Here is a 16,893-nt window from a genome sequence, read left to right as displayed (position 1 = left end):
GTCTTCGGCCGCTCCGATAACCCCTCGGAAGACGTTGCCAAGCTCCGCTGCCGGTGCTTCCCTGGAGGAGCAGGCCTGTTCCGGGTCCGCATCGCCAAGGGAGATCATCATGGCTGGTCACGAGAAGCAAGCCGAGCACACCAAGGCCGAGCACACCCACGGGGACAACTGTGGGCACGACACCATGGAGCATGACGACCATGTGGACTATCTCCACGACGGTCATCGGCATTCCGAGCACGAGGATCACTACGACGAGTGCCAGTAGCCGTTCCCGTGACAGCGCGAGGAGCCCCGCGCGACGTCGGGCCGGTCCTCAGCCGACGCGCCGCTCTCGCGCGGGCCGGCTCGCAGGGATGAGTTTCTCTCAGGGCGACCTCGTCACCGCCCCGGGCTCGTCGGCGCACTCCGTGCCCGAGGAACGACACGCGGTTCGTGACATCACCGGGGTCGTGGGTCGAGCGGTCATGGACGCCGGGGTCGGTTTCGCTTACGGCAGGTAGTCCGGGGCCGGCTCCAGGCCGAAGAACTCCTCCATGGTGTCGATGTCCGGCTGGGTCTGGGCCTCGGCGGACTTCCGGGCCGCCAGCCGCATCTCCTCGGCCAGCTTCGGGCCGACGTAGCGGATGTGCCACGGCTCGTAGGTGTACCCGGTGACACCTTCCTCGCCCTTGGGGTAACGGATGATGAATCCGTACTTCCACGCGTGGGCGGCCACCCACGCCCCCACCGGGGTGTCCTCGAAGCAGTCCTGCAGCGCACATGCCCCGGAGGCGTTGCCCACGTCCATGGCCAGCCCGGTCTGGTGCTCGCTGTGCCCGGGCCGGGCCGCGATGATGTCAGCGGTCTCCTGCCCGTACTGCTGAACGTAGCTGCCGTAGAGACTGGCCTGGGTGTCATAGGAGCGATATCCGCTCACCGTCACGATGTTCACCCCATCGGCCTTCGCGGCCCGGACCATCTTCTTGTAGGCCTCCGCCGCATCGGAGCGCATCCGTTCGGCCTGGATGCGGCTCAGCGGCTTGGGCACATAGGACGGCGGGTCCAGCGGCCGGTGCTTGTTCACCACCACCGTCAGGCTCGAGGCCGAGTCGATGTCATAGGTCGTCCCCGTCGCCACCGCCGCCGAGGGCGCCATCAGTCCTGTCGCCACGCTCAGTGCCACCGCCCCACCGAGAAGTCCACCGAAGTTCCTCATCGTGCTCACGCCCCCACGTGTCCAGGAAAGATCCGCCTCAGCGTAACCACACGGCCCCCGCGGAGTGTGCTGCGTGACATTGTGACGAACCCCGAAGACACACACCGGGACTGATGCAACCGCCGTGACAGGGCAGGCGATAACCGGCCATATGTAAAGCTGCGTCGCTGAGGAGTTCGCAAAGGAACCGGCCCTTGTGGCTTTCAACGTTGGGGCGCGAACGGCTGCAGCGGCAGCTACGACCGTGCGTCCAGGAGGTGCTGTTGCTGGTGGTGTCGACGGGCCTCGATCTGTGCCCTGGTCCGATCCACGTGCTGCCGCGACCGGGACTCGAAGTCCACGACGACACGGGCGATCAAGGCCACCGCCCCGATCATGAGCAGAGCGATCGACGCCGGCTCGAGCGCACCGCTGGTGCCGATCGACAGGCTCATCTGAATCATGGCCGCCGCCGTGGCCATGCCGCCCGCGCCTGTGGCGACGCTCATCAACGTTGTTGCCATGGGGAGCCTCCTGAAGCTAGGCACTAGACGTTTGTCTATGCAAAACAGGCTAGTAACCTTACTCGTCAGTAATCGAGCTAGGGTCCGTGGCACTCGTCCACATCGTGAGACAGCATCGAGGCCGCTCCTATCGGGTGGCGTCACTGTGGTGGGGCGAGAAGACGACGGCGAGAGCAGGCGACTTGAATTGACCTGTTGCATGAGAAGGGGTGGCCGCCGGCATCAAGGACTATGCCCACAACCACGGTGACCGCGTCGGTATCGGACGGCCGTAGCCGAACCCCATCGGCAGCGTCGACAAATCAGGAGCACCCGCGGGCCCACGGTTCCTTAACGGGCGTTCGCGTCGGCGCCGTCGTGGGCCCGAGGGACAGCGACAGCCCCGCGGTCCCGGACGGCCAGGACAGCCCCACCGAGCAACCCGGCCACCACCCCGTAAGGGGTGAGGACCAGGGCATAGAGAAACCACCCCGGGTCCAAGACCACGTTGAGCACCAGGAAGGGCAGCATCAACCCCGCACCGGCAACGGTCATCAGGGCGATACGGACCCCGGCGGTGAGCCCGTAGTCGGCCCCGGCAGCCCAGCACGGGCCCCACACCAGCTGGGTCCACACCAACCCCACCCCCATCAGCACCGCCCAGCACAGCACCCAGCCCGACCAGCCGCCCGGGGACAGGACCGCCGCGTAGCCCAGGGCCAGCACCGGGGTGAGCGCCTGGAACACCATATAGGTGCTCAGCGGATGCACGTGCAGGACTCGCCTCACCAGATCACGCCTCTCCGCTCGATAGCCCCCACCGTATGCCGCGCACCCGCGCCACGACATAAGGACCTCGAGCGGGGTCAGCACTCAGAAACCCTCACTGCAACCTCCTTGGCCGAGGCAAGGCAATCCCGGCGAGACCCTCCGACCGGCCACTGGTTGTGATGGCACATGTGTGTCTGGCGGTCGACCGCCCTCGTTGATAGGCAAGAGACACTCGGCTCGGGCTTCGGCGAGGATCCACGGGCAGGGGTTGCACATCAGTCCTGGCCTGCAGGGCTGGGACGGCCAACACTGTGGAGGGCGCCATGCAGGAGACCAATGTTCCGCCATCACGCTTCCGGTGGTCGGCGCTGCTGTGGTTCCTCCCGGCGGCGTTGGTTCTCCTGGTGGTCGGCATCTGGGCGGAGCAACCGTGGTGGGTCTTAGCCCTGCGGGTGGTCATACCCTTGGGGTTCGGCGTGGTCATCGGCGTGCTCGGCGGGCGGAGCACCTCCGCCCCGGACCACGCCTACGGGATCACCTCCCAAGGTGCTCGCAGCGAGGGCCGGCTCGAGGTGGACGTGCCGGTGGAGCAGGTGCTGCGCAGCCTCCGACAGGTCGTCGAGGACTTGCCGCGGTTCACCCTGGTGGAGCTCTCCGGTGCCCAGGCGCAGTTGACGGCCCGGATGAACATGAAGAGCTGGGGCGAGCGGATCACGCTCCGTTTTCACCCGCTGGATCCGACCCGCACCGAGATCGAGGCGCGGTGCGAACCTCGCCTGGGCACCACGATGGTCGACTATGGGCAGGGCGCCAAGGACCTGCGCACGCTGATCCGCGCGATCGAACAGCACAACGCCCGGAACCAGCACATCCCCTGAGCACTCGCCCCGGGGCTGGAGCGGAGAACCTACGTCGAAGAGGCTGCTGATGCGAGCTGTTGCCTTCGTCTATGCGGGCCTCCTGGTCGTCGGCGCGCTGGGTGTCATCGCGATGGGCGTCTACGCCTACGGCCGGTCAGGAATCTTCATCGTCACAGGCGCTGTCCTGCTGATGGGCGCCGTGGTGCTCTTCTGGGCCCTGGGACAGGGACGGCACACATCCGGCAACCCTGGCGCTGGGACACGCACCGTCAAAGCCTTCTTGAGGGACCTGATCGGGTCCTTTCGTGTGTTCGCACTGACTCTCACCGGGGCCAGGACCGGTGTCGCTCTGGCCATGTTCGTGCTCATGGAGGTCTCCCGCCGCCATCAGCCGACGGGGGTGCCCATCGTCCCGGGCGCCATTTTCCTGCTCGGATGCGGATTGACGTTCCTCGGCTCGGTCTTCGTCGTCGTCGACGCCCTGTATTTCCGCCGCACCGGACGCCGCTTCTAGGGAACCCGAACTGCAACGAAGCACTTCGAGCATGAACTAAAGCCGTGACGTTTCCCGCCTGTACGGATGTCGGGAATCGGCACCGGAGTTACTACCGCCTCTCTGGCGGGTCTTCCAACGAGGACTCTTCCCCGGGGGCGTACTCGGACGATGGGTCCTGACTGCCTGGGCGCGGACCGTCACCGGCAAGGTCCTCCTGGTGGCGGGCGACCTGCTCCTCGTTGTGCCGCGCCGCCTCCAATGCGACATCGCTGCGGCCGCGAGAGATCAGCTTCCACCCCAGCACTCCCAGTGCCACACCGATGATCGTGACGGAACCGCCCAACCAGAACGGTCCAACCATGTGGAGCTCGAAGGAGTTGAACACCGTGATGACCCCGGTCGTCATCACGACGATGCCGATCGTCTGCTTCGTCGTGCCTTTCATGCTCGTTGCCTCCCTCGGCTGTGTCCTAGCGTCCAGTTCAACACGGGCGGTGTGCATTCGGGAACGCCCCGGTTGTGGGGTGCTCACTATAGGAGCTGGGGCCTACTCCCAACGGAGCGCGGGTCATCCAACGAACCCCCACCGCAACCAGGTAGGGCGAAACGTCAGGTGAACCCGAGGCGTTTCCTTTGAAGGGATCACCGACAGTTAGCTTCACAGCGTTTAGGGTGGCGGGCATGACGAGCCGGACGTTCACAGCCGTAACCGCCACGACCGCGATGGCACTGGCCGTCACCGCCTGCGGATCGTCACCGGAACCAGAATCACCTCCGGCCCCCGACCTCACCAGCTGGACTGACTCCACCTTGCCCGTCCCGGCCGAGGGCGGCTTCTCCATGGCCAACGTCGCCGCCCCGGACGGCACCCATTCCAGCGGCTCGACCCCCGATGTCGAGCCCGGGTGGTATGCCATCACGATGGCGTGCGAGTTGACCGAGTCCGAGAGTGCATTCGAGGACCGCTCCGCGCATATTGTGCTCAGCGGCGAGAGCGGCAACTACGGCGGAGGTGATTGCCCGCGCTTTCCGGTCACCACGACCACCTACGTCGGCATACCTGACGAGCCAGCGCCGGAGACGTTCAGCGTGGAAGTCCTCGCGGACGGCCAAGAGCTTTATTGGGGTGTGTCCGCTTCACCGACGACCGCCCCCGAGTAGCTCTTCTCGATGCCCCGGTACAACGCTCATCACCGCATCCGGTGTGCGGGCGAGGCCTCCGGTCGAGCAGGTGCTGGGCTGATCCACCCCCATACCGGCACAAGCCCCCGCTTTCCGTCCACCGTAAGGGGGAACCCCTCACTGCACTGTGCAGTGGTGAGATCCGCGGACTCCAGTCGTCGTACCACGGTGACCGCACGACACGCAGGGCATCGGCGCAGTCCGGGAGGTTCGATCGCGTCTCAGTAGCGTGGGAAGCCCCACCCGAGGAGGCTCACCACGATGCTCACCGATCTCGCCGCACCGCCTGGTGTCCTGGCCGCGTCCGGGATCAATCCCACTCCTGGTGACTGGGGCCTGCCCCTCTTGGCCCTGCTCTTCCCACTGGTCATGTTGGTGATCTCGTTGCTGATCTTCTACTGGGTGGTGCGCAAAGGCGTGACCGCCGGCATCCGGGACTATGTGCGCAAGCACGGCGACCGCCCCGGCAGCTGGCGACCGTAGACCCACCAGAAGGTCCCTGCCCTCGAGGCTCGCGTATCGAGCGAGAACCTCGTCGTCCAGGAAGGAGGCCGTCCCGTGGATGCCCCAGCTCAGACGTCTACCCGGTCCTGGAGGGGCGCTGCCCGGTGGATCTGGCATTTCTTGGCGCGCTGGGGGCCGATCATGGTGGCCCTGCAGCTGAGTTTCGAGGTGCTGCTGCGCAACGACTGGTTCCTCCGGAACCCTGACCTCGACCCCGGGCAGGCCGCCACCGTGGTCGTCTTCGTCCCGGCCGGGCTGTGGGCGGTGGCCGACGGGTACCGCCTGGTGCCCACCGGACAGGCCGTCGCACTCTGGGCCGTCGTCGGAGCTGCGATGGTGCTCGCCGCACATCTGTTCACCGCAGTGCGCGGTGTCACCCAGGGCACGACCCTGACCGTGGCGGAAACAGCCCGGTGGGCCGGCGCGGCCCTGGACCTCGCGGTGCTGCACGCCGTGCCCGCCGGAATGCTCGTGCTGCTGGGGGCGGGCCTGCACCACCTCCGGAGCACGCGGGCCACCGGCCAGTCCACGACCACCGCCGATGACGGCCGGTAGCGTGAACGGCATGGACGAGCGCCCCCGGTCCGCACCCGACGAGTCCTCATCGGTCGACACCGCCCCGGTCCCCACCGTCGGCCAGGTGGTGGTCGGCACCGTGCCTGCCGCCGCGGTCCTCGTCCTCGCGATGCCGGTGGCGCTGTGGTGGCTGTTGGACACCTCCTCCGGTGAGCTGCGCACCCCGTGGTGGCCAGCGCTGCTGCTCGGTCTCCTGGCCCTGTTCCATCTCCTGGCTCGACTCGCCCGCGCCCCTCGGCCCACTGACCTGCCGCCGGTATCCGCACAGCGGGTGCGCTACGCACTCGTCTCCGCCGCCCGGACCGGTGCTGTGCCCCCGGAACCGCCAGTCCGCGCCGCGGCCGGTGCCACGGCCTGCCAGCGGGTCGAGGCCGCGGCCTACGCCGTGGCCGCCACGACCGGGGTGCTGGTCGCCTCGCTGCTGGTGCCGCAGCCGGCCTGGACCGTCTTCGCCGTCGTCGCCGGGATCCTGGCGGCCATCCACATTTTCCGCGCCCGGCACCCCTGGGCCTACCTGCGCGCAGTGCACCACGACGACCACGCCAACTAACGAGCCTCTACCGCAGCACAGTCCGCCGCTAACCAGGCCATATGTAAAGCGGGTGATGGTGAGCCGCTCCGGTCGAATCCGAGATCTCAATTCCAGGGTGCCCTCGTGCAGTCGAGAGGCGGGGCTGATCTCACCTTGAGGTGGTCTGCTGGCGGCTTTCGAGGAATTTGATGGCCAGTTGCACCCGGTTGTCGATGCCGAGCTTGGTGAAGATCCTCCCGATGTGGGTCTTGACGGTCGGTACGGACAGGTACAGGTCCTGGGCGATCTGGGTGTTCGACAGGCCCTGGGCGACCCGCTCGGCGACCTCGTGCTCGCGGTCGCTGAGCCCGGCCAGCAGATCCGGGGTGGTGGTGCGGCGGCCGTGGCGGGTCGCGACGGTCACGAGGCGGCGCAGCACTGTCGGGGAGATCGTCATGGTGCCGGCCGCGGCCTGCCGGAGGGCTGCGACGAGCTCGTCGGGGGGCGTGTCCTTGAGCAGGAACCCATCGGCACCAGCCTCCAGGGCGTCGAGGACGAAATCGTCGGTGTCGAAGGCGGTGAGCACGAGGACCCGGGGAGGACGCGCGCCGGCGCGCAGTCGCCGGGTGGCTTCGATCCCGTCGCACCCCGGCATGCGGATGTCGGTGAGCACCAGATCCGGGACCAGCCGATGGGCCTGGCCCACCGCGTCGGCGCCGTCGACGGCCTCGCCGACGACGACGATGCCGGGGGCCCCGTCGAGGATCAGCCGCAGCCCGGCGCGCATGAGGGACTCATCATCGGCGATCAGCACCCGGATCGGATCGGTCAATTGGGCCATGGGAGCCATGCTGTCACCGTGAAGGCCCCGGCCGTGGACGCCACGTGCAGCCGGCCTCCGAGCAGCTGCACCCGCTCCTGGAGGCCAATCAGCCCAAACCCGCCCTCGGGCTCCATGGTCCGCGCTAGTTGCTGCGGGTTGGTGGCGGTGAAGGTGATGCCTTCGTGCCGGTCGCCGTGCATCCTGATCCGCACCGGTTGCCCCGGGGCGTGCTTGCGGGCATTGGTCAGGCACTCCTGGGTGATGCGGTACAGGGCACGGGAGGTCACCGCGGGCACCTCCCCCACGGTGGTCTTATCGAGTTCCCCGCCGAGCTCTAGATCGACGATGGCGCCGGCGGCGCCATCGGTGACGAGGAGGTCTTCCAGCGCGGACAGGCCGGGGTCCGGCGCGGTCCCTTGTCCGTCCTCGCGCAGCACCGTCAACACCGTGCGCAGCTCCTGGGAGGCGGTGCGAGCGGTCTCGCGCAGCACCCGTGAGGTCTGCTGCACGGTCTCGGCGTCGAGGTCGGGGCGGTATTCCAGGGCCCCGGCGTGCAAGGAGATCAGGCTCAGGCGGTGCGAGAGGGTGTCGTGCATCTCCCGGGCGATACGGGTGCGCTCGGCCGCGCGGACCTGCTCGATGTGTGCTGCGCGCTCACGACGGGCGGCGTCTGCTTCCTGCCGCAACGACCGCATCAGGGACCGCCGGGACCGTCGGGCAGAACCGATCAGCCCCGCCACCCCTGCCACACCGAGCACGAAGAGCAGCAGCACCCATACCGGCAGCGGGTCTCCGGGCTCCACCACGTAGGCGTTGACCCAGGCCGCTAGGGCCAGCATGGCTGTGCTGGCCAGGAACCAGGCCCGTGGGCGGCGGGAGGCGAAGGAGACCAGCAAGATCAAACTGGCCGGGACCGCCAACGTCGACACGGCCGTGGCGGCCACCACCACGAGGCCGGCGACCAGCGCCCACCTGGACCCTGTGCTGCGGGCACCGACCTCGGGAGTGGTGCCACCGTCGTCGAAAGGCCGCAACGCAAACGGCAGCACCGCTACGGCCAGCAGACCCGCCAGCAGGTCCCCGAACAACAGCAGGGACAGGCGCAGGGCTTCGGCCGTGGGCACGGCTTCCGGGTCCTCCGGCAGTGCGCTGCCACGGACCAGCACCAGGACCACCAACCCGCTCAGCAGAGCCGACGTGAGTGTGCCGACAAGTCGCCAGCGGGGATGGCGCAACCAGGTGATCATCCCCCCAGCCTAGGAAAGGGCCAGGGCCCCGGCTGTCGTGCGAAAGGATGAACCCGATTCAACCCCGCGAACCCGCAAGAGCACCGATGACCGATACCGGCCGGGGACGCCCGCACCCACGCTGGGTCCATGAGCACATCCCACTCCCCCACCACCCACCTGCCCACCACCGCCGTGACCACGGCGGGGCGTCCACCACGCTCTGCCGACGCACCCGGCACGAAGGCGGCGCTGCCGTACCACCGGCTGGCCCGCGCCCACCCCTCCTACCGGTGGTGGCGTCCGGTGCTCACGCTCCTCGTCACGGCCGTCACCTGGAGCCTATTGCTGATCGCCCTGGTGGGCACCGCGATGGTGGCCTCTGCCCTGGACCCCACCTTGGGCGTGCGCATCGATGCGGCGATGGACCCCTCGGCGCCACTGGACATGCACAACCCCATCACGGCGCTACTGGCTCTGGGGCTGCTGGCGCTCGGACTACCAGCCGCTCTGCTCGGTGTGCGGGTCGGCGGATGGCGCCCGGCAGGGTCGGTGTCCTCGGTGATCGGCAGATTGCGCTGGGGGCTGCTGATCCGCTGTCTGGGACTGGCCGCGGCCCTGCACCTGGTGGTCAATCTCGTACTCTTCGCCACCGGCACCGGGACCTCCCCCATGGCACCGCATTGGGGACCGCACAGCGGATGGGCCCTGGCGGTGGCGCTGCTCGTGGTGCCCTTCCAAGCCGCCGCCGAGGAATACGTGTTCCGCGGAGTGCTCATGCAAACCATCGGGTCCTGGCTGCGTCACCCCGCCTGGGCCATCCTGCTGCCCGTGCCCCTGTTCGTCCTCGGCCACGAGTACGAATGGGTGGGACAGCTCGACATCGTCGTCTTCGCCATCGCCGCCGCCTGGCTGACCTGGCGCACCGGGGGCCTGGAAGCCGCCATCGGCCTGCACATCATCGGCAACTGCCTGGCCTTCGGCTTCGGCGCCATCGGCCTCACCGACCTCAACGCCACCGACATTCCCCCGCTCTCGGTGGCTGCCTCAATCGCACTGACCCTCAGCTACACCGGGCTCGTGACCCGAGCCCACACCTGGTCGCGCACCCTGCCACCGACCACCGCGACCACTGGAGCGGATTACTAGGACTGAGCACGTCCTTCGGTGAGCCCCACGGGGCGCACCTGACCCAGTTCACCCGCGCCGGACCGCGATGCAGAACAGCAACCTTGACTGCAACACCACAGCCGGGTCGTTAGCCGGCTTCTCCACCGACGCGAACTGGGGTGTGGGTTCAGTGGCCCGGCAGCGCTAGAGGGCTCACATGGAGGCCTTAGCGCTGGGGTCAGGGTCGGGGGTGATGGTCAACAGGTCTCCGACCTCGCATTCGAGCGCCTGGCAGACTGCGTGCAGGGTGGTGAAGCGGATGGCCTTGGCGTGGTTGTTCTTCAGCAGGGATAGGTTGACGATGCTGATGCCTGCTCGTTTGCCCAGCTCGGTCAGGGTCATCCCCCGGGCGGCGAGCAGCTCCGTGAGGTGGCAGGTGATCAGCTGCTGGTCTGTCTCGTTCTTGGCCGGGGCCATGCTCAGACCAGCTCCTTGACGTCCTGGTAGTACCGGGTGCCGCGGGAGAGCACGGCGGCGAGCAACAGCAGATTCAGACCGACGACGAAGAACAGCAGATCAATGTTGTCGATGATGTAGATACCGATGCTGCCCAGTCCGGTGCTGCTGGCTGCGGTGAGGTCCTCGGGCAGGGAGTGCATGGTGAGGTAGGTGGCGTATCCCTCGAGCACGGTCACGGCCACTGCGCTGGCGAAGGCCAGGATCCCGGCCCCGGTGGCTGCCCAGCGCAGCACCATTGTTGGCAGTCGTTCTTCTCGTTCCATCACGCGCTCCTCCACCATAACGATTATCGTTGTTAACGAATACCATAAAACCCGTTGAAGGGGCGTGGACGGGCGTGGTGGAATCAGTCGCCAGGCCATGAGCCGGGCGCACTGCTCGTTGGAGTGTCACAGGCAACCGACACGAAGCCGAACCCCCATCTAAACGGGTAGCCACCCGTAGTGTGGTCCGCCTCGGCGCATCAGGCCCTTGTCGCCACGGCCAAGGCAAGATGGAGACCGCTCGGGCCCAACCCGATCACCCCAAACATCCCGCAAGGAATGCCGATGCACCCCGAGGACCCCGCCACCGCAGCACCCGGTTCCGCACCGCGGTGGGTCCACGCCTACCAGCAGGCCAGCACGGAGCTGGCGCCGGTCATCGACGGAATCGTCGTGACCGCCGCGCTGTTCGCCCCTACCGGGGACCTGGTGGTGTTTTTCAACCCTCCCAATGGATCTCGCTACGCCTGGATCTATGACCGCCAGCACCTCCCATCTAGCGGGGCGGAGGAAGTGGAATTCGCCCGCCTGTCCCTGCTGGGGGATCTTGTTCCTCCCGCCCGGTGGACACACCCCCTTGACCGGGCGGATCTGGCGCCGTGGGCAGCTCAGTTCGGTGACGCGCGCTGGGGAGGAAGAACCAACCAGCCGTGACTGCCGGTCGGGTAGGAACCCTTACTGCAACGTGTGGGGCCCACGGGCCCCCGTCGCCCCGGTATTGACGGAGCTCCATCGGTGAGTTGTCCGGGTGCTGCATTCTGAGGCGGGTATTGCCTATGGAGTGCCGGGACGGCGCATGGCCGCGTAGATGGCGCCGGTACTGAACAGGATCTGGGTGCCCAGGAGCGGCCAGGTGAGGGTCCCTGTGATCAGGGCGAGCACAGCCGGTATCAGGACGAGCAGTCCGAGGGTGTGGGCTGCGGTGAGCTGGGAGATCACGCCGATGGGCACCAATCCTGCATCGGTCATGATCACCGCACCGGACCAGTCCAGGGGGGCGCGGCGGGCACCAACCACGGCGGTGGCACCGAGGCCGATCCCGGCCAGAGCCCCGAGGGCGGCCAATAAAGCCGTTCCGCTCAGGATTCCAAGGCCACCCAGGACGACACCGGTCCACACGGCCATGGCCAGGCACGGGGTGAGCGCCCGGGCGAGGCGGGCGACGGTGGCCGAGATCGGCAGGATGGTCTCCACCTCTGGGGTCAGCGCCGTGATCCGGGTGGCCGCGGCGGCCAGATCAGCTGCGATCAGTGCGGTGATGATCAGTGCGGGTACCACGACGGTGGGGGTGCCCCAGCCGGGGGTGGTGGCGATCACCAGCATCGCCGCGGCCGCGCCCGCCCACAGGGGGAAGGGGCCGGGCAACCGCAACCACCCGGTGGTCTCGGCCCGCCACAGGGCCATCCAGGGGCGGGTGGGCCGGTGCGGCACCAGCAGAAGGTTGCGACGGATACTGCGTGGCAGCGGGGTCAGGGCCCGGTAGAGGTCCTGAAGGTCGAAGGTGGCGGCCGCGGCACGAACGACCGTGGCGTGGCCGTTGCCGGCCTCCAGCTGCGCCCAGCCCAGTCCCTCCACGGCTCGGCGGGCCCGGATGACCGTGATCCCCAGCAGCACCAGCGCGACAGCGGCCGCCCCCAGCATCGGGGCCGGGTCCAGCACCCGCCCGAGAATCGCGCCGTCGACTGCGGCCGCGCCTTCCCTGGCCCGGTAGGTGAGCAGCCTGCTACCGGCTCCGGCGACCAGGCAGACAGCAACGGCCCAGGGCAGCGCCCCGGTGAGGGGACTGCCGCCATCGCGCGGGGCCGATCGCGTCTGGAAGATCACCGCCGCCCCTGACACGGCCGCTCCCACCGCAGTGACCGTCAACGCCAAGGGCAGCAAGGTCCAGGTGGGGCCGGTGCTCAGCACCACGGCGGCGGCCATCGCTACGGCGACCAGGGCGCCGGTCACCGCGCCGCGGGTAAGGAGCTGGCGCAGTGCTCGGTGTAGGAACGGGCGTCGGTCCACCGGCAACTGGAACCCCCACACCAGTTCCGCCCGGTCAGCGGCGACCGGGCCGCTGGCCAGCAGCACCCACACCCCCAAGGCTCCCAGGGCGAGCACCCCCAGGCCCAGCACGAGTAGGATGGGCAGGCCCGTGCCACCAGGGATGAGGGCCTGGTGCAACCAGGAGGTACCGGCGGCGGTGGGGGTGCTGGGGTGCTGCAGAAGGCTGGCGGTGATGGCTGCGATCACGGCCAGAGAGAAGCAGCGGATGTAGAGGTCGGTGAGTCGTTCCCCCAGCGGCCGGTGGGTGCGGGGTTTGGCGGTGGCTCGTGCGCTGGCCCATGGGTCGAAGATGGTGGTGTCGTGCTCGAGCTGTTCGGGTCCAGCCCCTGGCGTGGTGGTCGGGTTCACCGGGGGGCTCCGGAGATCAGGGCGGCCCCCTGGGCGGGGTCCACCTCGCGGACCGTGCTGTCGATGAGCAGGCACCGGGTCGAGACCGCGGTCAGGAACCCGGGGTGGTGGGTGATCACCACCGCACACGCCCCAGCCCGGGCGTGGGCCAGCAGACGAGCGGCCAGGGCGGAGACCATGGTCGGATCCAGGCGCTGCTCGGGCTCGTCCAGGAACAACACCTGGGCCGGACGCAGAAAGGCCGCCGCCAGCAGCAGCCGGCGGCGCTGGCCCGAGGACAAGGCATCGGGAAGCGCGGAGGCGCGGGCTGTGAGGCCGAAGAACTCCAGCTCCCGGGCCACGACCTCGCCCGGGTCGGAGATCCCGTGCCCGGCGGCCACCAGGTGCAGGTGCTCCTGCACGCTCAGACCGGGAAACCAGGCGTCGTCGTCGAACACCGCCGCCACCGCCCGTCGCCACGCCGCGGAGTTCTCCCGTCGTGGCTGGCCGGCGAAGTGCACCGCACCGGCCAGGGCCTCCTGGCGTCCGGTGATGGTGCGCAGCACCGTGGACTTCCCCGCCCCGTTGGCCCCCACGATCGACACGACCTGCCCGGGCTCCACGGCCAAGGTCACCGGCCCGCACACCGGTGTCCCGGAAAAACCACAGAACAGATCCCGGACATCCAGCAGGGGCGCGCGGCCAGGCACGGAAGCAACTCCAAGGTGTGAGGGGCAGTCCTCCGATCCTAGGAGCAGCCCCAGTGCGGGGCCTCCACCTGGGGGAGGAAGTGCGGGTAGAGAAGGGGATGCTGAGCCCGGCTCACTGCTGCGTCGCCGCGGCGGAAGCCTTCCCGAGGGACAGTTGCTGTGCCTTCTCGAGAATGCAACAGGAACCCCTATTGCTTCACTCACGAGGAGCGGTGAACGGATCCAGGGACAGCTCCGGAACGGCCGGGCCGGTGGTGTAGGCCGCCAGGTACTTCTCGGCCTCCACGTCATAGAGCACCTCGGCCGGCTGGTCCGAGTCGAGGATCTCCTGGATCTGCGCCTGGGTCTGGGTGGTGGCCAGCTCGTTGAGCCTGTCCCGGGCCTGCTGATCGGCTGACTCCGCCGGAGTGGACGTGCCGACAGAGCTGGTGGGGGCTGGTGCGGGGGTTGCCGAGGCGGCAGCCGGTGCCGCCAGAGCCAGGACAGCGCCGAGGGCCAGTACGGGCAAGCGGATGGTCTTCATAGGCGCTCCGTTCTCAAGGGTCTGGGTGTAGAGGGAGCTAGATTTGGAACTCAGCCTATGGTGTACACCGGTCAGATTCCTGCCAGCCGGGTAGTGCCCGAATTTCCACACCGCGTGCGGAACCCCTACTGCAGCATCGCCTACGGGTAGCCTCGATGATGTCTCTTGGCCATGATGGCGTGAAGTCTCACGGCAGCGCGGTAGACGATTGTGTGCTTGCCACAGCCGGTGAAGGCATCGCCATGACTCGATATGGCAGCAGCGGCCTTCTAGGACCTTGCGGTTCCGGTGCTCCCCGGCCGGGCGGTAGTTCGGGGCCGGGGTCAGGGTGTCCGGTCGCTGGACGTGGTGGTTGAGGAATTGTGCTGAGTCGGAGAGGTGCGAAGTTGCAGGGCGGGTGCCTGGGGCAGGGAAAGGGTCAGGACGGCGTCCTCGATGAGCTCGTGCTCCTCCAGGCGCGCCTCGACGGTGCGCAGCCGGGTGGCCAGATGGTGTTCGGCATCGTCGCCGGTGAGGTCCACGGCAGCGACGAGGAACACCCGGCGGGCCCCGACGAACTCGGTGTGCAGGTAGGTGACCCGCTGGACGTCCGGGTCCGCCAGAATGGCCGCGAGCAACCGCTCGTGCAGCCATGGGTCGGTGGGCTGCCCGGTCAGGAAGTCCTTGTTGCGGACGATGAGGAAGACGGCGACCACGCCCAGCAGCACCCCGACCACGATGGACCCGGCCGCGTCCCAGACGGGGTTGCCGGTGAGCTGGTGGGCGGCCATCGCCGCGGCGGCCACCACGATGCCGATCAGGGCCACCGCGTCCTCCACGAAAACCGCGCGCAGGGTCGGGTCGGAGGTGCGCTGGATGAAGCGCAACGGGTGCAACCCCAGCTCACCGGCCAGGCCGCGGGTCTGCCGCAGGGCTTGGGCGAAGGACACCCCTTCCAGGACGAAGGACACCGCGAGCACGATGTAGGCCGGCATATAGTCGGCCTCGGTCGGCTCCGCGCCAAGCTCCTGCACCCCGTGGGTGATGGAAACCACCGAGCCGGCGACGAACAGTCCGAAAGCGGCGAACATCGACCACACGTAGCCCTCCCGCCCGTAGCCGCGCGGATGGCTGCGGTCGCGGGGCCGGGCGGAGCGGCGCTCGGCGATCAGGAGGAAGACCTCGTTGCCGGTGTCGGCCCAGGAGTGGGCGGCCTCGGCGACCATCGCGGCTGAGCCGGTGATCGCGGCGGTGATGGTCTTGGCGGCGGCGACGAAGAAGTTCGCGCCCAATGCCACCAGCACGGTGAGCAGGCTCCCTCCCGGGGGCCGCTCTTGAGCGGTGGCGCCTTGCTGGTCTGCTGTCATTCTGGTGACTCTTCCTGATCGATGGGACCACCTACAGCCCAGCATCCTCCCTGCGCAGTTTCTCGTCATGATTGCCACATCCGGTGGAAGGCACCGTCATGGCAGGAGAAGGAACAAGCTGCAGCTTCGGCTGTCCCACTGACTCTCAGGGAACCCCATGTGCAACGCCGCAGCAGTCCCCGCAGTTGGTCAGAGCTTCAGCGGCCCTTGGAAGGCGGGCACACCAGGGCAGGAGCCGGAGGCCCTGCTCCGGGAATCAGGTCCACGGCACGGTCCCTGATGCCATGGACGGCAACGGGGCCGCCGCCGCGCAACGCAGAGGGTTCGATTCGGCTCGTTGCATGCCCGAAGTCAACACAACCGCGGCAGACCAGGTTTGTGTCGCTGACAGGGTGGTCTCGAGGATGTCCGCTGGATACGTTGCAAAGACAACTACCCCACCGGAAGCGAGAAACAGATGCGAAAAAGCGCAGCCAGTGCCGCACTGATCACCGCCGTCGGGCTCTCGGCCCTGACCACGGCCCCGGCCACCGCCGCGATCCTGCCGTTCCCCAACTGCGACGCCGCCGCGGCCGCCGGCGTCTACAACATCCCCACCGCCAGTCCCGCCTACGCCCCCGCCCTGGACAGCGACTCCGACGGTGTGGGGTGTGAGAGCGACATCTACGCCTACGACACCGCGAAGGTCGCCGAGATCGTGGCCACGGACCAGCAGCTGGAGGGACTGCCCCCGCACACCGGCATCGTGGCCGGCCCCGGCGGCACCGGCCTGCAGGAGGCCCCGCAGATCGAACAAGTCCCCGTCGGTGGTGCTGACACCGGCGTGGCCGTGGACACCGCCGAGGGCAACGGTGCTGCCGCGGTGACCGGTGGCCTGGCTCTGACCGTGGCCCTAGCTGCTGGAGTGCTCCTGCTCCGACGGCGCGCCCGCACCACCTGAGCAGCACACCCACGGACCCAGTAACCCCTTGTACAGGGTGGCTGGGGCCGTGGGTGTACCCACCGCCAGCACCCTCCCACACGCCTGTTCCACCTATTGCAACACCACAATGGCAGAGTCGGACCGAGCCGACGTGCCTACCAGCAGCGTCCCGAAACCCCACAGCTGGGTGTCCGACAACCGGCCATATGTAAAGCGGAAGGTGGCAACTCGCCTGCGTCCTCGTCGTTGCCGGTCCGATCAGGAGTTGTCCGGACGACCCGGAGGCAGTGATCGCATCCCGAATACAGGGCGCAGCTCGCCTGCAGGAGTCCCGGGCACGGGACCGCGGACACAGTGACAAGCATGCTTCCTATCGGTAGGCTTCATGCTTATGCTGGCCCTAGTGGCCGGTGTACGGGGTGATTGCACGGTCGGGTACGACGGTGCCAGCACCCCGGGAGCCTGCCGTTGCTCCGCGGTGAGGCTGTCGCCTCC

22 protein-coding genes are annotated in these 16,893 nt (G+C 68.2%); 10 read left to right on the top strand and 12 right to left on the bottom strand.

All coding sequences use genetic code 11. The features are described from left to right. The first annotated feature begins 109 nt into the window (after positions 1-109). Positions 110-268 (top strand): zinc transporter permease, encoded by a 159-nt coding sequence (locus PU704_RS10585; RefSeq protein ID WP_277551312.1) that lies wholly within the window; start codon positions 110-112, stop codon positions 266-268. Between the two features lie 222 nt (positions 269-490). Here PU704_RS10585 and PU704_RS10580 read toward each other — a convergent pair whose 3' ends face one another. From PU704_RS10580 to PU704_RS10570, 3 genes are all read right to left on the bottom strand, one after another. Further along, positions 491-1,198 (bottom strand): M15 family metallopeptidase, encoded by a 708-nt coding sequence (locus tag PU704_RS10580; protein ID WP_277551439.1) that lies wholly within the window; start codon positions 1,196-1,198, stop codon positions 491-493. A gap of 236 nt (positions 1,199-1,434) precedes the next feature. Further along, the gene (locus tag PU704_RS10575; RefSeq protein ID WP_277551311.1) at positions 1,435-1,701 is read right to left on the bottom strand and encodes a hypothetical protein; all 267 of its coding nucleotides are present in this window, start codon (positions 1,699-1,701) and stop codon (positions 1,435-1,437) included. A 330-nt stretch (positions 1,702-2,031) separates the two neighbouring features. Beyond that, a complete protein-coding gene (locus PU704_RS10570) occupies positions 2,032-2,469 on the bottom strand; it encodes a hypothetical protein (RefSeq protein ID WP_277551310.1) in 438 nt (145 codons plus the stop codon). Positions 2,470-2,774: 305 nt separating this feature from the next. Here PU704_RS10570 and PU704_RS10565 point away from each other — a divergent pair, with 305 nt between their 5' ends. Both PU704_RS10565 and PU704_RS10560 read left to right on the top strand, forming a co-directional pair. Next, positions 2,775-3,329: a hypothetical protein gene (locus tag PU704_RS10565; protein WP_277551309.1), complete on the top strand. Its 555-nt coding sequence runs from the start codon at positions 2,775-2,777 to the stop codon at positions 3,327-3,329. A 49-nt stretch (positions 3,330-3,378) separates the two neighbouring features. After that, positions 3,379-3,825: a hypothetical protein gene (locus PU704_RS10560; RefSeq protein ID WP_277551308.1), complete on the top strand. Its 447-nt coding sequence runs from the start codon at positions 3,379-3,381 to the stop codon at positions 3,823-3,825. A gap of 91 nt (positions 3,826-3,916) precedes the next feature. Here the strand turns inward: PU704_RS10560 and PU704_RS10555 are convergent, their stop codons facing one another. Next, the gene (locus tag PU704_RS10555) at positions 3,917-4,252 is read right to left on the bottom strand and encodes a hypothetical protein (protein ID WP_277551307.1); all 336 of its coding nucleotides are present in this window, start codon (positions 4,250-4,252) and stop codon (positions 3,917-3,919) included. A gap of 236 nt (positions 4,253-4,488) precedes the next feature. On the opposite strand from PU704_RS10555, the gene PU704_RS10550 reads away from it, so the two are divergent. The 4 genes from PU704_RS10550 (at position 4,489) to PU704_RS10535 (ending at position 6,619) form a co-directional block, all read left to right on the top strand. Beyond that, on the top strand, positions 4,489-4,968 hold the full coding sequence (locus PU704_RS10550) for a hypothetical protein (RefSeq protein WP_272027777.1): 480 nt from the start codon (positions 4,489-4,491) through the stop codon (positions 4,966-4,968). A gap of 282 nt (positions 4,969-5,250) precedes the next feature. Further along, on the top strand, positions 5,251-5,472 hold the full coding sequence (locus tag PU704_RS10545) for a hypothetical protein (RefSeq protein ID WP_277551305.1): 222 nt from the start codon (positions 5,251-5,253) through the stop codon (positions 5,470-5,472). 162 nt (positions 5,473-5,634) lie between these two features. After that, positions 5,635-6,048 carry a hypothetical protein gene (locus PU704_RS10540; RefSeq protein WP_277551304.1) on the top strand — a complete coding sequence of 138 codons (414 nt, stop codon included), beginning with the start codon at positions 5,635-5,637 and terminating at the stop codon, positions 6,046-6,048. Between the two features lie 10 nt (positions 6,049-6,058). Next, on the top strand, positions 6,059-6,619 hold the full coding sequence (locus PU704_RS10535; RefSeq protein WP_277551303.1) for a hypothetical protein: 561 nt from the start codon (positions 6,059-6,061) through the stop codon (positions 6,617-6,619). A gap of 130 nt (positions 6,620-6,749) precedes the next feature. On the opposite strand, the gene PU704_RS10530 is transcribed toward PU704_RS10535, so the two are convergent. Together PU704_RS10530 and PU704_RS10525 are read right to left on the bottom strand one after the other, a co-directional pair. Beyond that, entirely contained in the window at positions 6,750-7,421 is a 672-nt protein-coding gene (locus PU704_RS10530; RefSeq protein ID WP_277551302.1) for a response regulator, read from the bottom strand. After that, positions 7,409-8,650: a sensor histidine kinase gene (locus PU704_RS10525; RefSeq protein WP_277551301.1), complete on the bottom strand. Its 1,242-nt coding sequence runs from the start codon at positions 8,648-8,650 to the stop codon at positions 7,409-7,411. The genes PU704_RS10530 and PU704_RS10525 overlap by 13 nt, the downstream gene beginning before the upstream one ends. 129 nt (positions 8,651-8,779) lie before the next feature. Here PU704_RS10525 and PU704_RS10520 point away from each other — a divergent pair, with 129 nt between their 5' ends. Beyond that, positions 8,780-9,778 carry a CPBP family intramembrane glutamic endopeptidase gene (locus PU704_RS10520; protein ID WP_277551300.1) on the top strand — a complete coding sequence of 333 codons (999 nt, stop codon included), beginning with the start codon at positions 8,780-8,782 and terminating at the stop codon, positions 9,776-9,778. 174 nt (positions 9,779-9,952) lie between these two features. On the opposite strand, the gene PU704_RS10515 is transcribed toward PU704_RS10520, so the two are convergent. Both PU704_RS10515 and PU704_RS10510 read right to left on the bottom strand, forming a co-directional pair. Further along, positions 9,953-10,216 (bottom strand): helix-turn-helix domain-containing protein, encoded by a 264-nt coding sequence (locus tag PU704_RS10515; RefSeq protein ID WP_277551299.1) that lies wholly within the window; start codon positions 10,214-10,216, stop codon positions 9,953-9,955. Between the two features lie 2 nt (positions 10,217-10,218). Then, the gene (locus tag PU704_RS10510) at positions 10,219-10,521 is read right to left on the bottom strand and encodes a hypothetical protein (RefSeq protein WP_277551298.1); all 303 of its coding nucleotides are present in this window, start codon (positions 10,519-10,521) and stop codon (positions 10,219-10,221) included. A gap of 285 nt (positions 10,522-10,806) precedes the next feature. Here PU704_RS10510 and PU704_RS10505 point away from each other — a divergent pair, with 285 nt between their 5' ends. Further along, positions 10,807-11,175 carry a hypothetical protein gene (locus PU704_RS10505; RefSeq protein WP_277551297.1) on the top strand — a complete coding sequence of 123 codons (369 nt, stop codon included), beginning with the start codon at positions 10,807-10,809 and terminating at the stop codon, positions 11,173-11,175. Positions 11,176-11,295: 120 nt separating this feature from the next. Here the strand turns inward: PU704_RS10505 and PU704_RS10500 are convergent, their stop codons facing one another. The 4 genes from PU704_RS10500 to PU704_RS10485 form a co-directional block, all read right to left on the bottom strand. Next, entirely contained in the window at positions 11,296-12,918 is a 1,623-nt protein-coding gene (locus PU704_RS10500) for a DUF6297 family protein (RefSeq protein WP_277551296.1), read from the bottom strand. Continuing rightward, positions 12,915-13,532: an ABC transporter ATP-binding protein gene (locus tag PU704_RS10495; RefSeq protein WP_277551295.1), complete on the bottom strand. Its 618-nt coding sequence runs from the start codon at positions 13,530-13,532 to the stop codon at positions 12,915-12,917. Before PU704_RS10495 ends, PU704_RS10500 begins: the two co-directional genes overlap by 4 nt. 271 nt (positions 13,533-13,803) lie before the next feature. Further along, positions 13,804-14,130, bottom strand: a complete 327-nt coding sequence (locus tag PU704_RS10490) for a hypothetical protein (protein ID WP_277551294.1) — start codon at positions 14,128-14,130, stop codon at positions 13,804-13,806. A 323-nt stretch (positions 14,131-14,453) separates the two neighbouring features. Continuing rightward, positions 14,454-15,476: a cation diffusion facilitator family transporter gene (locus PU704_RS10485; RefSeq protein ID WP_277551293.1), complete on the bottom strand. Its 1,023-nt coding sequence runs from the start codon at positions 15,474-15,476 to the stop codon at positions 14,454-14,456. A gap of 457 nt (positions 15,477-15,933) precedes the next feature. Here PU704_RS10485 and PU704_RS10480 point away from each other — a divergent pair, with 457 nt between their 5' ends. Then, a complete protein-coding gene (locus PU704_RS10480; protein ID WP_277551292.1) occupies positions 15,934-16,416 on the top strand; it encodes an excalibur calcium-binding domain-containing protein in 483 nt (160 codons plus the stop codon). Positions 16,417-16,893: the final 477 nt, after the last annotated feature.

The sequence above is a fragment of the Kocuria oceani genome (assembly GCF_029524215.1).
In the GTDB taxonomy this organism is placed as follows: Bacteria; Actinomycetota; Actinomycetes; order Actinomycetales; family Micrococcaceae; genus Kocuria; species Kocuria oceani.
Note: the sequence above shows the minus strand (reverse complement) of the source record. Positions and strands in the feature narration are given on the sequence as shown.